Origin of the sequence: Rhizobium sp. C104, assembly GCF_022354505.1 — a bacterium.
Taxonomy (GTDB): Bacteria; Pseudomonadota; Alphaproteobacteria; order Rhizobiales; family Rhizobiaceae; genus Rhizobium; species Rhizobium redzepovicii.
The window spans coordinates 326,429-341,207 of record NZ_CP092348.1 but is presented as its reverse complement, the minus strand read 5'-3'; the positions used below and the strand labels follow the sequence as shown (position 1 = coordinate 341,207).

Genomic DNA, 14,779 nt, shown 5'->3' with positions numbered 1-14,779 from the left:
GGCGCCCCCTGTGGCGCCCGGTTTCGTTTGTGGCACTCGCTTGTGGCGGCAGATCGGCTATAAAGTTTAGGAATCGGTTGCAATGTGAGCAAGGCCATGACCAGCAAACTCGAACGCCTCATCGACCAAGGGGTCGGCCGCGTGCCGGCCGATATCGTGCTGAAGGGCGGCCGTTTCTTCGACCTCGTCACCGGCGAACTCGTCCGCTCCGATATCGCCATGGGAGCCGATCGCATCGTCGGCACCTCAGGCAATTATCAGGGCGAAACTGAGATCGACATATCGGGAAAAACAGTCGTTCCCGGCTTCATCGACACGCATCTGCACATCGAATCCTCGCTCGTCACGCCGCACGAATTCGACCGCTGCGTTCTGCCCTATGGCGTCACCACCGCGATCTGCGATCCGCACGAAATCGCCAATGTGCTCGGCGCCGCCGGCATCGAATTCTTTCTCCAATCCGCGCTCGAGACGATCATGGACATCCGCGTCCAGCTCTCCTCCTGCGTGCCGGCAACACATCTTGAAACCTCTGGCGCCGATCTGCCGATCGAGCGCCTCCTGCCCTTCCGCCATCACCCGAAGGTCATCGGCCTTGCCGAATTCATGAATTTCCCCGGCGTGATCCACAAGGATCCCGTCTGCATGGCTAAGCTCGACGCCTTCCAGGGCGGCCATATCGACGGTCATGCACCGCTTCTGTCCGGCAACGACCTCAACGGTTATCTCGCAACCGGCATCCGCACCGAGCATGAATGTACGACCGCCACCGAGGCGCTGGAAAAGATCCGCAAGGGCATGCATATCCTCGTGCGCGAGGGGTCCGTGTCGAAGGATCTCGCTGCACTGATCCCCATCATCACCGAGCGGCTATCGCCTTATCTCGCGCTCTGCACCGACGACCGCAATCCGCTCGATATCGCCGAACAGGGCCATCTCGATCACATGATCCGCGCGGCGATCGCTAACGGCGTCGAGCCGCTGGCGATCTATCGCGCCGCCTCGATCTCGGCCGCCCGTGCCTTCGGCCTCCGGGACCGCGGCCTGGTGGCGCCGGGCTGGCGCGCCGATCTCGTGGTTCTCGACAGTCTGGAAAACTGCCGTGCCGACATGGTCTTCTCCGCTGGCCGCCGCGTCACCGACGCGCTCTTTTCCACGCGCAAGCCGGTCGCTCCGATCGGCCTCGACAGCGTCAAGGCCAGACCGGTCAACGCGGCCCATTTCGGCGTGCCGGCCAGGGAGGGCGAGACATCGGTCATCGGCGTCATGCCGGGCAAGATCATCACCGAGCATCGCCGTTACCGGCTGCCCGTCAAAGGCAACGAAACGGCGGTCGATCTTGCCAACGACATCATCAAGGTCGCCGTCATCGAGCGCCACGGCAAGAACGGCAATCACGCCAACGGCTTTGTCCAGGGCTTCGGCCTGAAGAAGGGCGCGATCGCCTCCACCGTCGGCCATGACAGCCACAATATCTGCGTCGTCGGCGTCGACGAGGACGACATGGCGCGCGCCGTAAACCGCCTCACCGAAATCAAGGGCGGCTTCGTCGTCGTGGAGGGCGGCAAGGTCACGGGCGAAATCGCCCTGCCCATCGCCGGCCTGATGAGCCTTGAGCCTTACGAGACAGTCCGGGACACCCTGCACCATCTGCGCAAGGCCGCCTTCGCGCTCGGCGCCACGCTGGAAGAACCCTTCCTCCAGCTCGCCTTCCTGCCGCTGCCGGTCATCCCACACCTGAAAATATCCGACCGCGGCATGGTCGATGTGGACAAGTTCGCGCTGATCGGGTGATGGAATCCATAGCAAATTCCGCGCCAGCACCTATTTTGCGATATCGCTGGAGCAAATCATGACCAAGCTGGAACAGATTGAAAAATCCGTGACCGAACTCGACAAGCAGGAGTTCCAGGCCTTTTCAGCGTGGTTTGAAGCCCTTAAGGCCGAACGCTGGGATCGACGGATGGAAGGGACGCCGCGAGCGGCAAGCTCGATCGTTTCGCGGAGAAGGCCTTGGCAGATTTTCGCGCCGAAAAAACAAGGCCGCTCTGAAACACCATGCAACTCCCTCCTTCTGAGTGGCCTATGACGGCTTGCGTAAGCAGATCCGGAAGCTGCCGACGAAAATTTCGATCGGCGCAAACAAGAACCCAGACATCCATCCCTGCATTTCAAGCGCGTCGGCCGCTTTTGGTTGGCACGCGTTGGCGCGTCCTGGAGAGCTTTAGCCGTCCGCGATAGCGACGACCTCATCTGGTTTTGGATCCGCTCCCATGGGGATTACGACAAACTGCTGATTGATCCTCAAAGCCGCGCACAGAACCCGTCCAGCGCCGCAAGCTTCACCAGCCCCGAAACCGACACCGCCTCGAACCCGGGCATCTCGAGCGGTTCGCCCAACACCATGCCTTCAGGCAGACGGAATTCCGCCGGTTTGCGCGTCAGGTTGAAAACGAAGAGTAGTTTTTCGCCGTCCTTTTCCCGGGTGAAGACGAGCAGATCCTGATTGGTGCCGATGAAGGTCATTTCGCCGTCGATCAGTGCCGGATGGCTCTTCCGGAATGCGAGCGACTTGCGATAGTGATGCAGCACCGAGCTGTCGCTCCCCTCCTGTGTATCCACGGAAAGTGCCGCCTGCTCGTAAGGCACCGGCAGCCAGCTCTTTTCGGCGGAGGTAAAGCCCGCATGCGCCTTGCCCGCCTCCCAGGGCATCGGCGTGCGGCATCCGTCGCGGCCTTTGAAGGCCGGCCAGAAGCGGATGCCGTAGGGGTCACGCAGATCTTCGAAGGCAAGCTCCGCCTCCGGCAGGCCGAGCTCCTCGCCTTGATAGAGGCAGATTGAACCGCGCAGCGCCGAAAGAACCGAGATTGCCAGTTTGGCGATGACGGGTCGCTCTTCCTCCGTCACCGCAAAACGGCTGACATGGCGCATGACGTCGTGATTTGAGAAAGCCCAGCAGACCCAGCCGTCTGTCACGGATTTTTGGAAAGCTTCGACGCAGCCGCGAATATGCTCGGCGGTAAAATCCGGTCCCAGCAGATCGAAGGTGTAGCACATGTGCAGCTTGTCGCCGCCGCTCGTATAGGCCGCCACCGTCTTCAGCGAACGCGCGCCGTCGCCAACCTCGCCGACGGTGGTACGATCCTCATATTGGTCGAGCAGCACCCGGAAGCGTTTGAGGAAATCGACGTTTTCCGGCTGCGTCTTGTCATAGAGATGGTTCTGCATGCCATAGGGATTGCTGTCGGGCGCATCGAGGCCTGCATCATCCTCATCGGGCTCGTGCGGCGGATTGCTTCTGAGCTGCTTGTCGCAGAAATAATAGTTGACGGTATCCAACCGGAAGCCGTCGACGCCGCGGTCGAGCCAGAACTTCACCGTCTCCAGCACCGCATTCTGCACTTCCCTGCTATGGAAATTGAGGTCCGGCTGCGAGGTCAGGAAATTGTGCTGGTAATATTGCCGGCGCACGCCGTCCCACTCCCAGCCCGGCCCGCCGAAGATCGACAGCCAATTGTTCGGCGCGGTGCCATCCGGCTTCGGATCGGCCCAGACATACCAGTCCGCCTTCGCATTGGTCCGGCTCGTCCGGCTCTCGACGAACCAGGGATGCCGGTCCGATGTGTGCGAGATCACCTGGTCGATGACGACCTTGATGCCGAGCCTGTGCGCCTCCGCCATCATCTCGTCGAAATCGGCGAGCGTCCCGAAGATCGGGTCGACGTCGCAATAATCGGAAACATCATAGCCCATGTCGGCCATCGGCGACCTGAAGAAGGGCGAAAGCCAGATCGCGTCGACACCGAGACTGGCGATATGCGGCAGCCGGCGGGTGATCCCCTTGAGGTCGCCGAGCCCGTCGCAGTTGGTGTCCTGAAACGAGCGCGGATAGACCTGATAGATTACCGCGCCGCGCCACCAGTCCGCATTCCTGCCTGCCTGCAATGCCATCGGCTACATCTCCTGCCTCGTTAGCGCCCGCCACACTAAAGCGGACGAAACAAAAGACAACATGTGAGACCGTCATGGAGGTGCCGGAGATGTCGCAATGTGTCGTCGCGATCCAACAAAGGGGAGACGTATATAGGCTTGTCCACAACCCGTTTCCAGCCTCCGGATTTGGGGTTGCAACGCGATTCCTTTGCGATAAGGTGCGCACTGACCTGCACGTAAGAGGTCAAAATCTCGGGAACAGATGTCTAATAAAGGCGCAAAGCCTAGAAAGGTGGACCCACCATGAACCAGTTCACGAAAAAATTTCTCGCCTCCGCAATGTTTGGCACATTGCTGGCGTTTTCAGCGCATGCGGCCACGCTGAATATTCACAATGGCGGCGACCCGCAATCGCTCGATCCGCAGAAGCTGTCCGGCGACTGGGAGAATCGTATCGCCGGCGACATTTTCGAAGGCTTGGTCACGGAAGACGCCAAGGACAATCCGGTCCCCGGCCAGGCCGAAAGCTGGACGATTTCGCCTGACGGCAAAGTCTACACCTTCAAGCTTCGCGACGGCATCAAGTGGTCCGATGGCCAGCCGGTAACGGCAGGAGACTTCGTCTTCGCCTTCCAGCGCCTCGTCGACCCGAAGAACGCCGCCGATTATGCCTATCTGCAGTTCACCATCAAGAATGCCGAAAAGATCAACAAGGGTGAGATCACTGACCTCAACCAGCTCGGCGTCAAGGCGATCGACGACAAGACGCTGGAAATCACCCTCGAAAACCCGACGCCCTATTTCCTCAACGCTCTGATGCACTACACCGCCTATCCGCTGCCGAAGCACGTCGTCGAGGCGAAGGGCCAGGATTGGGTCAAGATCGGCAATATCGTCACCAACGGACCTTACAAGCCGGTCGAATGGGTTCCGGGCTCGCATGTCACCACGGTCAAGAACGACCAGTGGTACGGCACCAAGGACCTGAAGATTGACGGCGCCAAGTTCTTCGTGCTCGAGGATCAGGAAGCCGCACTGAAACGTTACCGCGCCGGCGAATTCGATATCCTGACCGATTTCCCCACCGACCAATACGAGTGGATGAAGAAGAACCTTCCGGGCCAGGCGCATGTCGCTCCCTTCTCCGGCCTCTATTACTATGTCATCAATTCGACCAAGCCGCCCTTCGCCGACAAGCGCGTTCGCCAGGCTCTCTCCATGGCGATCAACCGCGAAGTCATCGGCCCGCAGATTCTCGGCACCGGCGAACTGCCGGCCTATTCCTGGGTCCCGCCGGGCACGGCAAATTACGGCGAACCGGCCTACGTCTCCTGGAAGGATCTTCCCTATAAGGACAAGGTCGAAGAAGCCAAGAAGCTGCTGAAGGAAGCCGGTTTCGGTCCGGATCATCCGCTGACCGCCGAGCTCAAGTACAACACCAACGACAACCACAAGCGCATCGCCGTGGCGATCGCCTCGATGTGGAAGCCGCTCGGCGTTAATGTCGAACTCGTCAACGCCGAGACTAAAGTCCATTATGACCAGTTGCAGCGCGGCGAAGTGCAGATCGGCCGCGCCGGCTGGCTGGCCGACTACAACGACCCAGACAACTTCCTGAACCTCCTGGTCACAGGCGTTCAGATGAATTACGGCCGCTGGTCCAATCCTGATTACGACAAGATGATCAAGGACGGCAACGCCGAGACCGATCTCGCCAAGCGCGCCGCAATCTTCAAGAAAGCCGAACAGCTGGCGCTGGATGATTCCGCCGCCCTTCCGATCTACTATTATGTTTCGAAGAACGTCGTCTCACCGAAGATCGAAGGTTTCGTCGATAACATTCAGGACATCCACCGCACCCGCTGGCTGTCGATGAAAGAGTAAGGGAAAACGGTCCTTGCCGCGCTCTGCAGCAAGGACCGGCCCACGATCATGATCAAATACGCCCTCCGTCGCCTGCTATCGACGATCCCGGTTCTGTGGATCGCCGTCACAGCCTGTTTTTTCGTTTTGCGCCTTGCCCCCGGCGGCCCCTTCGATGGCGAAAGGCCATTGCCGCCGGTGATCCTGAAAAATCTCGCGGTTCATTACAATCTCGATAAGCCGCTGATTCAGCAGTACCTGATCTATGTCGGGGACCTGCTGCGGGGCGATCTCGGCCCCTCCTTCGCCAGCGAGGATTTTTCCGTGGCCCAGCAGATCATGATCGGTCTGCCCTATACCTTCACCATCGGTACCGCCGCGTTCCTGATCGCCATCATCGTCGGCATCGCCGTCGGCTGCCTTGGGGCGCTCTACCAGAATAAGACGCCGGACTATATTCTCGGCGCCCTTATCCTGGTCGGTGTCGTGCTGCCGAACTTCCTGATCGCGCCCATCCTGCAATTGATCTTCGGCATCCACCTCGCCTGGTTTCCGGTCGGCGGTTGGGGTGACGGCTCAATCAAATACTTGATCCTGCCGATTGTCGTTCTGGCCCTGCCGCATGCAGGCCGCATCTCGCGCATCACCCGCGGTTCGATGATCGAAGTGATGAACCAGAACTTCATCCGCACGGCCAAGGCCAAGGGCATCGGCCCGCGGCTGACGGTGATGCGCCATGCGCTGAAGCCCGCGCTCATGCCTGTCGTTTCCTATCTCGGTCCGGCGGCAAGCTACCTTCTCACCGGCTCGCTGGTTGTCGAGAGCATCTTCGGATTGCCCGGCATCGGCCGCTATTTCGTCAACGCAGCGCTGAACCGCGATTACGGCATGGTTCTCGGTACGGTCATCTTCTACATGGTGTTGATCGTGTTTCTGAACCTTCTAGTCGACATCGCCTATGCCTGGCTGGACCCGAAAGTGAGAAACCGATGATCCTCAACCCCGCAAAACGCGAACTGCTTGCTGAGGAGCTTCTGGAGGCGGAAGGCCTCGCACCTGAAGGCCGCTCGCTCACCAGGGATGCGCTCCGCCGCCTCGGGCGTAACAAGGCGGCCGTTCTGTCAATCGCCGTCCTGGCGCTGTTGGTCCTCGCCGCCTTCCTTGGCCCCTGGTTCATTCCCTTCAATTACGAGGATCCGGACTGGGCCGCCTTCCGCATCCCGCCGTCGATCGAGACCGGCCATTATTTCGGCACCGACCCGAACGGGCGCGACCTGCTTGCCCGCGTGCTCTACGGCACTCGCGTTTCGCTGGCCGTAGCGCTGACGGCAACCGTCGTCTCGGTCGTCATCGGCGTGCTCTACGGCGCCATATCCGGCTATATCGGCGGCAGACTCGACGCGATCATGATGCGCTTCGTCGATATCATGTATGCGCTTCCCTATATCCTCTTCGTCATCCTGCTGATGGTGATCTTCGGCCGCAACGTCTATCTGCTCTTTGCCGCCATCGGCGCGCTGGAGTGGCTGACCATGGCCCGCATCGTGCGCGGCCAGACACTGTCGATCAAGCATCGAGAATTCATCGAGGCGGCCCGTGCCTCCGGCCAGCGGCCATTCAAGATCATCGTCAAGCACATCATTCCGAACCTCGTCGGACCGGTAGTCATTTTCGCGGCGCTGACCGTGCCTGAAATCATCGCCACCGAAAGCTTCCTGTCCTATCTCGGCTTCGGCGTGCAGGAACCGCTGACCTCGCTCGGCACCCTGATCGCCGAGGGCACCGACGCCATGGAAAGCATGCCCTGGCTGCTGATCTTTCCGGCAAGCTTCCTCGTGGCCCTGCTGCTCAGTCTGCTCTTCATCGGCGACGGCCTGCGCGACGCGTTCGACCCGAAGGATCGCTAAGAATGCCCTACGAAACACAAAAAGACATCCTCCTCGAACTCAAGAATTATTCGATCACCTTCAAAACGCCGGATGGAGAGGTGAAGGCGGTCTCGAACATGAACCTCACCGTCCGGCCCGGCGAACGCGTTGCCATTGTCGGCGAATCCGGTTCGGGTAAGAGCCAGACCTTCCTGGGCATCATGGGCCTTCTCGCCAAGAACGGGAGAACGACTGGACAGGCGCTGCTCGAAGGCAGGGATGTACTGTCGTTGAAACCGCGCGAGCTCGACCAGATCCGCGGCAAGGACATGGCGATGGTCTTCCAAGACCCGATGACCGCCTTGAATCCCTCGCTCAAGATTTCACGGCAGCTGACCGAACAGCTTGAGGTTCACCGCGGCCTGACGGCTCGCGCCGCATCGGACGCTGCCCTCGACATGCTGAAACGCGTCGGCATCCCCGACCCGACGCGGCGCTTTCACCTCTATCCGCATGAACTCTCAGGCGGCATGCGCCAGCGCATCGTCATTGCCATGGCGCTGCTCACCAAACCGAAGCTGCTCATCGCCGACGAGCCGACGACGGCGCTCGACGTCACCATCCAGGCGCAGATCCTCGATCTCTTCAACGACCTGACGGCGGAGATGAACACGGCCCTGATCATGATCACCCACGATCTCGGCGTCGTCGCCGGCCTCGCCGACCGCGTCGCCGTCATGTATGCCGGCCGCATCGTCGAGGAGGCGCCCGTCGACGAGCTCTTCGACAATCCCGCCCATCCCTATACGGCGGCGCTGCACGCCTCGATCCCACGCCCGGATCAGGATGTCGACGAGCTCGTCGTCATCCCCGGGCGCCCGCCGAACCTGCAGCACCTGCCGAAAGGCTGCAATTTCTCGCCGCGCTGTTCGCAGGTCCAGGACGATTGCATCGACCGTCCGCCGCCGCTCGAAACCCTGGCACCGCGCCACTGCGCCGCCTGCTACCACCCGTTCCCGCGTCGTGAGGAGTTGCTGAACCATGGCTGACCGATCGCTGCTAAGGGTCGAGAACCTGACGACCCAGTTCGAATTGCCGGCAAAGGGCTTGTTCAAGCCGCCGATTTTCCTCACCGCCGTCAACAATGTCAGCTTCGATCTCGCCGAAGGCCGCACCCTCGGCGTCGTCGGTGAATCCGGCTGCGGCAAGTCGACGCTCGGCCGCTCCATCCTACGGCTGTTGAAATCGCAAAAGGGCCGCATCCTATGGCAGGGCCGCAATCTTCTCGACCTCTCGGAGGAGGAAATGCGTGCCGCCCGCCGCGACATGCAGATCATATTCCAGGATCCGATCGCCTCGCTCGACCCGCGCATGACCGTTGGAGACATCATCGCCGAACCGCTCACCGTTTTCGAGCCGAAGCTTTCCAAGGCCGAGCGCACCGAACGTGTCCGCGAGATCATGACCGCCGTCGGGCTGGTGCCGGAGATGATCAACCGCTATCCCCACGAATTCTCCGGCGGCCAGGCGCAACGCATCGGCATTGCCCGCGCCGTCGTCACCAAACCGAAGCTGATCATCTGCGACGAGCCGGTTTCGGCCCTCGACGTCTCGATCCAGGGCCAGGTGATTACGCTTCTGCGTAAACTGCGCAAGGAGTTCGGCCTGACGCTGATCTTCATCAGCCACGACCTTTCCGTCGTCCGCCTGATCTCCGACGATGTGCTGGTGCTCTATCTCGGCCGAGTGGTAGAGGCAGGCGACTGCGCCACCGTCTTCGACCATCCCGCCCATCCCTATACGCAGGCGCTCTTTTCCGCAGCACCGATCCCGGATCCGAAGCTTGCGCGCCTGCGCACCCGCATCCGCCTGCAGGGCGATCCGCCCTCGCCGCTCAACCCGCCGAAAGGCTGTGTCTTCTCGCCGCGCTGCTGGAAGGCGACCGATATCTGTCGCACCGAAATGCCGCCGACCGAGGAGGTCCGTCCCGGCCAGAAGGCAGCCTGCTATCATATGGACAGGCCAATGAGCGGCGACGCAATCTCAGGATGAAGCGCTTGGAAAAGCGGACTTATTTTGGGTTCTAAAGTCCCCGATAAGAAAGATTTATCTGAGCACGTGCTAACTGTTTCCCGCCCAATCATGGGTTAGGGGAACGCATATATGAAATCGAGACTATCGGGATTGATCGCAGTTGCATCTGCGATCATCGCTGCCTCCGCCATTTCGGCACAGGCCGAAGATCTGAAGTTCAAGCTCACTAACGGCACCGACTCCGTCCTGACGCGCTTCTACAGCTCGCCGACCGGCGTCGCCGACTGGGAGGAAGACGTCTTCGGCGAAGACGTTCTCGATCCGGGCGAAAGCATCGATATCACCATCGCCGATGGCCGCACCGTCTGCAAATACGATATGCGCTTCGAGTTCGAGGAAGGCTCAAACCTCGCGACCACCGAAGATACGCAGGATCTTTGCCAGATGGGCAGCTACACCATCCACGAATAAGCAGCCCCCGCCGCCGCCCGCCTTCGCCATGTTCGCGAAGGCGGGCTTTTACCTCCTGCGATATCGGCATCCATATATCAACGCTTGTCACTCCGCCTGGCTCCGCGTATCAGCGATTAAGAGCAGTGCGGGAGGACAAGGTGAGCAGACGGTTTCTATCGATCGGTGAATGCATGGTGGAACTCTCGCAGGCAGGCGACGGCCTGCTGCGCAAAGGTTTCGCCGGCGATACTTTCAACACCGCCTGGTATGCCCGCGCCTGCCTTGGCCCCGACTGGTCGGTCGATTATTTTACGGCGCTTGGCGACGACGCCATGTCGGATGAAATGGTGGCCTTCATCGACAAGGCGGGCATCGGCACAAGCCTCATCCGCCGCATCAGGGGTAAAACGCCCGGCCTTTACATGATCAATCTGAAGAACGGCGAACGCTCCTTCAGCTACTGGCGCGACAGTTCGGCCGCCCGCAGCCTGGCCGCCGATCCCGACAGCCTGCGCGAGGCGGTGGAGAGCGCTGACCTCGTCTATTTCTCCGGCATCACCCTTGCCATCCTGCCGCAGGAGGACGCGGCAACGCTGCTCGCCGAAATCCGCCGCGCCAAGGCCGCCGGCAAGCTTGTGGTGTTCGACCCGAACATCCGGCCCCGCCTGTGGTCGAGCTATGACATCATGCACGCGACGATCAGCGAGGGCGCACGCTCCTCCGTCCTCATCATGCCGAGCTTCGACGACGAAGCCGCCCATTTCGGTGACGATTCCATTGAAGCGACGGTCCACCGCTATCGCGCGCTGGGCGCTGTCCATATCGTCGTCAAGAATGGCGCGGACGGGGTCAGGCTGAATTTCGCCGGCGAGGAGAGCTTCGTTCCGGCCGAGAAGGTCGAGCAAGTGGTCGATACCACCAGTGCCGGCGACAGCTTCAACGGCGCCTTCCTTGCGCACTATCTGGAAACAGCGGATGCGACCGCCGCCGCCCGCTTCGCCGCAGGCGTCGCAGCCCGTGTCGTCAGCGAACACGGCGCATTGGTGGCAAAGGAAAAACTCGGATTGGATGGCGGCTAAGCCCGCGCATAGAAATTCGGTACGAATGCCATGTACGAGGCGCTCCCCCGCCTCCTCGGCTGACCCGTTAAAATGGGTAGGACCTCAGGACTTCGTCGGCCGATCGGTCTCGCGAACCGCCTCGTCATGGTACCAGCAACTGTCAAGCGCCGCGTCGCAAATATCGGCGGCCTCGCGCTCCATCAGCTTGGCGCGTTCGAACCGGCTGGCGGCCCGCGGCGGCTTGACAGGAAACTGATAGATCGTTGCGGATTCACGATGGAAACCGGTGGGCATGAGATCGCCTCCATTCAGTTCGGCGCATCGACATTTAACGCCAGGACCATAACACGATGCACATAGTTTATGCAAATTGCACAAATTATATGCATATCCATATTATGATTGATCGATATGCTGTCTACAGCGAAAGCGCCCGCCTATTTGTTCAACACTTCATCACGCCAGGCTAACGTCGAAATTTTCATCCGGTTCCAAGCGGAAAACTCAGTTTCCTGCTGATGATACGGCCTTCAGCCGTCAAAACGGGGTGGTTTTTGCAAAAGCAAAATTCATCCCGACCGGCTGACCTGCGATTTTTCTTGTCCCGGCGGCCGAACTGGCACGCTACGTGCTTTTGAAGGTGCATCCCCTGGCGGTTGGGTGCGCTTGCGCGCCGAGATCGTCTCCGGATTTGCTCACCTTCGTAGCATTGAGAGAGTCACGATGACAAAATATAAGCTCGAGTATATTTGGCTCGATGGGTACACTCCGGTACCGAACCTGCGTGGCAAGACGCAGATCAAGGAATTCGACGTATTCCCGACGCTGGAACAGCTTCCGCTCTGGGGCTTCGACGGTTCGTCGACCATGCAGGCCGAAGGCCGCAGCTCCGATTGCGTGCTGAAGCCGGTCGCCATCTATCCCGACCCGGCTCGCACCAACGGCGCGCTCGTCATGTGCGAAGTCATGATGCCTGATGGCGTCACGCCGCACCCGAGCAACGCTCGCGCGACCATTCTCGACGATGAAGATGCATGGTTCGGCTTCGAACAGGAATACTTCTTCTACCAGAACGGCCGTCCGCTCGGCTTCCCCGAGCAGGGCTACCCGGCTCCGCAGGGCCCCTACTACACCGGCGTCGGCTATTCGAACGTCGGCGACGTCGCCCGCGAAATCGTCGAAGAACATCTCGACCTCTGCCTGGCTGCCGGCATCAACCACGAAGGCATCAATGCCGAAGTGGCCAAGGGCCAGTGGGAATTCCAGATTTTCGGCAAGGGCTCCAAGAAGGCCGCCGACCAGATCTGGATGGCACGCTACCTGCTGCAGCGCCTGACCGAAAAATACGGCATCGACATCGAGTATCACTGCAAACCGCTCGGCGACACCGACTGGAACGGTTCGGGCATGCATTGCAACTTCTCGACCAAGTACATGCGCGAAGTCGGCGGCAAGGCCTATTTCGAAGCACTGATGGCGCAGTTCGAAAAGAACCTGATGGACCACATCGACGTTTACGGTCCTGACAACGACAAGCGCCTGACCGGCAAGCACGAAACGGCTCCGTGGAACAAGTTCTCCTACGGCGTTGCCGACCGTGGCGCCTCGATCCGCGTCCCGCATTCCTTCGTCAAGAACGACTACAAGGGCTATCTGGAAGATCGCCGCCCGAACTCGCAGGGCTGCCCCTACCAGATCGCTTCCCAGGTTCTGAAGACGATTTCGGAAGTTCCGACTGCAAGCTCGGCTTCCGCTGCCGCTTAACCTCCCAAACGGCGCCGGTCCACGACCGGCGCCGTCCTTCTTTCCGCATGAAAACCGCGATCGGCCGCTGACATATTCGCGAGGATCGAGCCGCTGAAAGGCCTGCAAGCGCGGGCATGCGGCTGTAATATTTCCATCATGGTCATGCCTCAAAATAGGCAAGCGGGAATCGCCGTTCCGGAACCCCGCTTTGGGGTTGAGCGTTGGCATATCGATGCAACGCGGATGGAAATCGTGACATGCTGCAACGTCCGGCAAACACTCATCACAGCGAGAGCTGGGCCAATGCCACAGCCGCCGGCAACCTGCCCGAACGGTTGGTGATCATCACCGATGCCTGGCATCCGCAAGTCAACGGCGTTGTGCGCTCGATCGAGAACACCAATCGCGAGCTGGCCAAGATGGGCGTGGCTGTTTCCATGGTGACGCCGGAGCGCTTCAACAGCATCCCGTGCCCGACTTATCCCGAGATCCGCCTGTCGATCGCCAATTACCGCCGCATCGCCCGTGAGATCGAAAAACACAATCCCTCCTACGTGCATATCGCCACGGAAGGGCCGCTGGGGCTGACTGCCCGCCGCTGGTGCCTGCGCAAGGGCATGCCCTTCTCCACCAGCTACCACACGCGCTTTCCCGAATATGTTTCCGCCCGCCTGCCGATTCCGCAAAGCTGGCTTTATGCCTTCGTGCGCTGGTTCCATAATGGCGGCGCCGGCTGCATGGTCGCCACCCCGAGTCTTGCTCGCGAGCTTTCGGCACGCGGCATCAAGAACCTGATGCCCTGGACCCGGGGTATCGACGCCACGCAATTCCATCCCATGCCGCTTGAGGAACAGCCATTCGGCCTTCCGCGCCCGATCTTCATGACAGTCGGGCGCGTGGCGCTGGAGAAGAACCTGCCGGCCTTTCTCGATCTCGACCTGCCCGGTTCGAAGGTAGTGGTCGGCGACGGCCCGGCACGAGCCGAACTGGAGCAGCGCTATCCCGATGTGCACTTTACCGGTGTGAAGTTCGGCGAGGATCTGGCCAAAGCCTATGCCCAGGCCGATGTCTTCGTCTTTCCCTCGCTCACCGACACGTTCGGCAACACGATCCTTGAAGCGCTGGCATCGGGTGTCCCGGTCGCCGCCTATCCGGTCACCGGCCCGCTCGATATCATCGGCGAAGACAGCGAGGTCGGCGCGCTCGACCAGAACCTGCAAGCCGCCTGCCTTGCCGCCCTCTCCGCCTCGCGCATCAAGGCGCGCGAGCTTGCCATGCAATATTCCTGGGAAGCGGCGACGCTGCAGTTCATCAACAATATCCGCGCCGCCAACGGCGTCATTACGCCGAAATGGAAAAAGGCCTGGCAGTTTGCCAAATCGCTGCCTAGAACCAGAAAGCCTGGCGAAACCGCCGGGCCTCTCCCCTCCGCAGACTGATCTCCCCTGCTCGTGCCGTTCCCGACGGCAATCGCGCTGCGCGCAGCAGATATTTCGGCGATGGCGTTCAAAGGCACAAAATCGTGGATCGTGCCGTTGTAGCGCATCGACGTGACGCGAACGCCGGCGAGCGACCACGACGCGGCGGATCTCACCCCGCTACAGGCCGATATCGTGGCGCTGCGCGAAGCGCAGGATAAGAGCGCGGCTTAGGTTCAGGACGACCGACATAGGGTGCGCATGAGGCGCCCCCTCTGCCTTGACGGGCATTTCCTCACAAGTGGGGAGATCGGCTGGGGTACCCGCTCGCTCCAACATCGATTGTTCGGGGAGATACTATCCGCCGGCGATCTCCACCCTTGTGGGGGAGATGCCCGGCAGG

12 protein-coding genes and 2 pseudogenes are annotated in these 14,779 nt (G+C 60.6%); 11 read left to right on the top strand and 3 right to left on the bottom strand.

What is annotated here, in order from left to right:
- Nucleotides 1-96 precede the first annotated feature (96 nt).
- Entirely contained in the window at nucleotides 97-1,794 is a 1,698-nt protein-coding gene (ade, locus tag MF410_RS02710) for an adenine deaminase (RefSeq protein ID WP_097626610.1), read from the top strand.
- A gap of 58 nt (nucleotides 1,795-1,852) precedes the next feature.
- A pseudogene (locus MF410_RS02705) lies at nucleotides 1,853-2,052 on the top strand (hypothetical protein).
- A gap of 252 nt (nucleotides 2,053-2,304) precedes the next feature.
- Here MF410_RS02705 and MF410_RS02695 read toward each other — a convergent pair.
- Entirely contained in the window at nucleotides 2,305-3,951 is a 1,647-nt protein-coding gene (locus MF410_RS02695; protein ID WP_097626608.1) for an alpha-glucosidase family protein, read from the bottom strand.
- Between the two features lie 285 nt (nucleotides 3,952-4,236).
- Here MF410_RS02695 and MF410_RS02690 point away from each other — a divergent pair, with 285 nt between their 5' ends.
- From MF410_RS02690 to MF410_RS02660, 7 genes are all read left to right on the top strand, one after another.
- Nucleotides 4,237-5,817 (top strand): ABC transporter substrate-binding protein, encoded by a 1,581-nt coding sequence (locus tag MF410_RS02690; RefSeq protein WP_003592969.1) that lies wholly within the window; start codon nucleotides 4,237-4,239, stop codon nucleotides 5,815-5,817.
- Between the two features lie 48 nt (nucleotides 5,818-5,865).
- Nucleotides 5,866-6,789 (top strand): ABC transporter permease subunit, encoded by a 924-nt coding sequence (locus MF410_RS02685; protein ID WP_071087984.1) that lies wholly within the window; start codon nucleotides 5,866-5,868, stop codon nucleotides 6,787-6,789.
- Nucleotides 6,786-7,703 (top strand): ABC transporter permease subunit, encoded by a 918-nt coding sequence (locus tag MF410_RS02680; RefSeq protein ID WP_097626606.1) that lies wholly within the window; start codon nucleotides 6,786-6,788, stop codon nucleotides 7,701-7,703. The genes MF410_RS02685 and MF410_RS02680 overlap by 4 nt, the downstream gene beginning before the upstream one ends.
- 2 nt (nucleotides 7,704-7,705) lie before the next feature.
- The gene (locus MF410_RS02675; protein WP_097626604.1) at nucleotides 7,706-8,713 is read left to right on the top strand and encodes an ABC transporter ATP-binding protein; all 1,008 of its coding nucleotides are present in this window, start codon (nucleotides 7,706-7,708) and stop codon (nucleotides 8,711-8,713) included.
- Nucleotides 8,706-9,716 carry an oligopeptide/dipeptide ABC transporter ATP-binding protein gene (locus MF410_RS02670; RefSeq protein WP_097626602.1) on the top strand — a complete coding sequence of 337 codons (1,011 nt, stop codon included), beginning with the start codon at nucleotides 8,706-8,708 and terminating at the stop codon, nucleotides 9,714-9,716. Before MF410_RS02675 ends, MF410_RS02670 begins: the two co-directional genes overlap by 8 nt.
- Nucleotides 9,717-9,827: 111 nt before the next feature.
- On the top strand, nucleotides 9,828-10,169 hold the full coding sequence (locus MF410_RS02665; RefSeq protein WP_097626600.1) for a hypothetical protein: 342 nt from the start codon (nucleotides 9,828-9,830) through the stop codon (nucleotides 10,167-10,169).
- Between the two features lie 140 nt (nucleotides 10,170-10,309).
- The gene (locus MF410_RS02660) at nucleotides 10,310-11,230 is read left to right on the top strand and encodes a sugar kinase (protein ID WP_097626598.1); all 921 of its coding nucleotides are present in this window, start codon (nucleotides 10,310-10,312) and stop codon (nucleotides 11,228-11,230) included.
- 84 nt (nucleotides 11,231-11,314) lie between these two features.
- On the opposite strand, the gene gstI is transcribed toward MF410_RS02660, so the two are convergent.
- Nucleotides 11,315-11,506: a glutamine synthetase translation inhibitor GstI gene (gene gstI, locus MF410_RS02655; protein ID WP_097626596.1), complete on the bottom strand. Its 192-nt coding sequence runs from the start codon at nucleotides 11,504-11,506 to the stop codon at nucleotides 11,315-11,317.
- A gap of 429 nt (nucleotides 11,507-11,935) precedes the next feature.
- Here gstI and MF410_RS02650 point away from each other — a divergent pair, with 429 nt between their 5' ends.
- Together MF410_RS02650 and MF410_RS02645 are read left to right on the top strand one after the other, a co-directional pair.
- The gene (locus tag MF410_RS02650; RefSeq protein ID WP_088936412.1) at nucleotides 11,936-12,976 is read left to right on the top strand and encodes a glutamine synthetase beta-grasp domain-containing protein; all 1,041 of its coding nucleotides are present in this window, start codon (nucleotides 11,936-11,938) and stop codon (nucleotides 12,974-12,976) included.
- Nucleotides 12,977-13,215: 239 nt separating this feature from the next.
- Nucleotides 13,216-14,397 carry a glycosyltransferase family 1 protein gene (locus MF410_RS02645; protein ID WP_097626594.1) on the top strand — a complete coding sequence of 394 codons (1,182 nt, stop codon included), beginning with the start codon at nucleotides 13,216-13,218 and terminating at the stop codon, nucleotides 14,395-14,397.
- Between the two features lie 5 nt (nucleotides 14,398-14,402).
- Here MF410_RS02645 and MF410_RS02640 read toward each other — a convergent pair.
- Nucleotides 14,403-14,531: pseudogene (locus tag MF410_RS02640) on the bottom strand (lipase); the annotation flags it as partial.
- Nucleotides 14,532-14,779: the final 248 nt, after the last annotated feature.

Coding starts and splice junctions, on each gene's coding strand:
- ade (WP_097626610.1), top strand. CDS start 97: ATGACCAGCAAACTCGAACGCCTCATCGACCAAGGGGTCGGCCGCGTG.
- MF410_RS02695 (WP_097626608.1), bottom strand. CDS start 3,951: ATGGCATTGCAGGCAGGCAGGAATGCGGACTGGTGGCGCGGCGCGGTA.
- MF410_RS02690 (WP_003592969.1), top strand. CDS start 4,237: ATGAACCAGTTCACGAAAAAATTTCTCGCCTCCGCAATGTTTGGCACA.
- MF410_RS02685 (WP_071087984.1), top strand. CDS start 5,866: ATGATCAAATACGCCCTCCGTCGCCTGCTATCGACGATCCCGGTTCTG.
- MF410_RS02680 (WP_097626606.1), top strand. CDS start 6,786: ATGATCCTCAACCCCGCAAAACGCGAACTGCTTGCTGAGGAGCTTCTG.
- MF410_RS02675 (WP_097626604.1), top strand. CDS start 7,706: ATGCCCTACGAAACACAAAAAGACATCCTCCTCGAACTCAAGAATTAT.
- MF410_RS02670 (WP_097626602.1), top strand. CDS start 8,706: ATGGCTGACCGATCGCTGCTAAGGGTCGAGAACCTGACGACCCAGTTC.
- MF410_RS02665 (WP_097626600.1), top strand. CDS start 9,828: ATGAAATCGAGACTATCGGGATTGATCGCAGTTGCATCTGCGATCATC.
- gstI (WP_097626596.1), bottom strand. CDS start 11,506: ATGCCCACCGGTTTCCATCGTGAATCCGCAACGATCTATCAGTTTCCT.
- MF410_RS02650 (WP_088936412.1), top strand. CDS start 11,936: ATGACAAAATATAAGCTCGAGTATATTTGGCTCGATGGGTACACTCCG.
- MF410_RS02645 (WP_097626594.1), top strand. CDS start 13,216: ATGCTGCAACGTCCGGCAAACACTCATCACAGCGAGAGCTGGGCCAAT.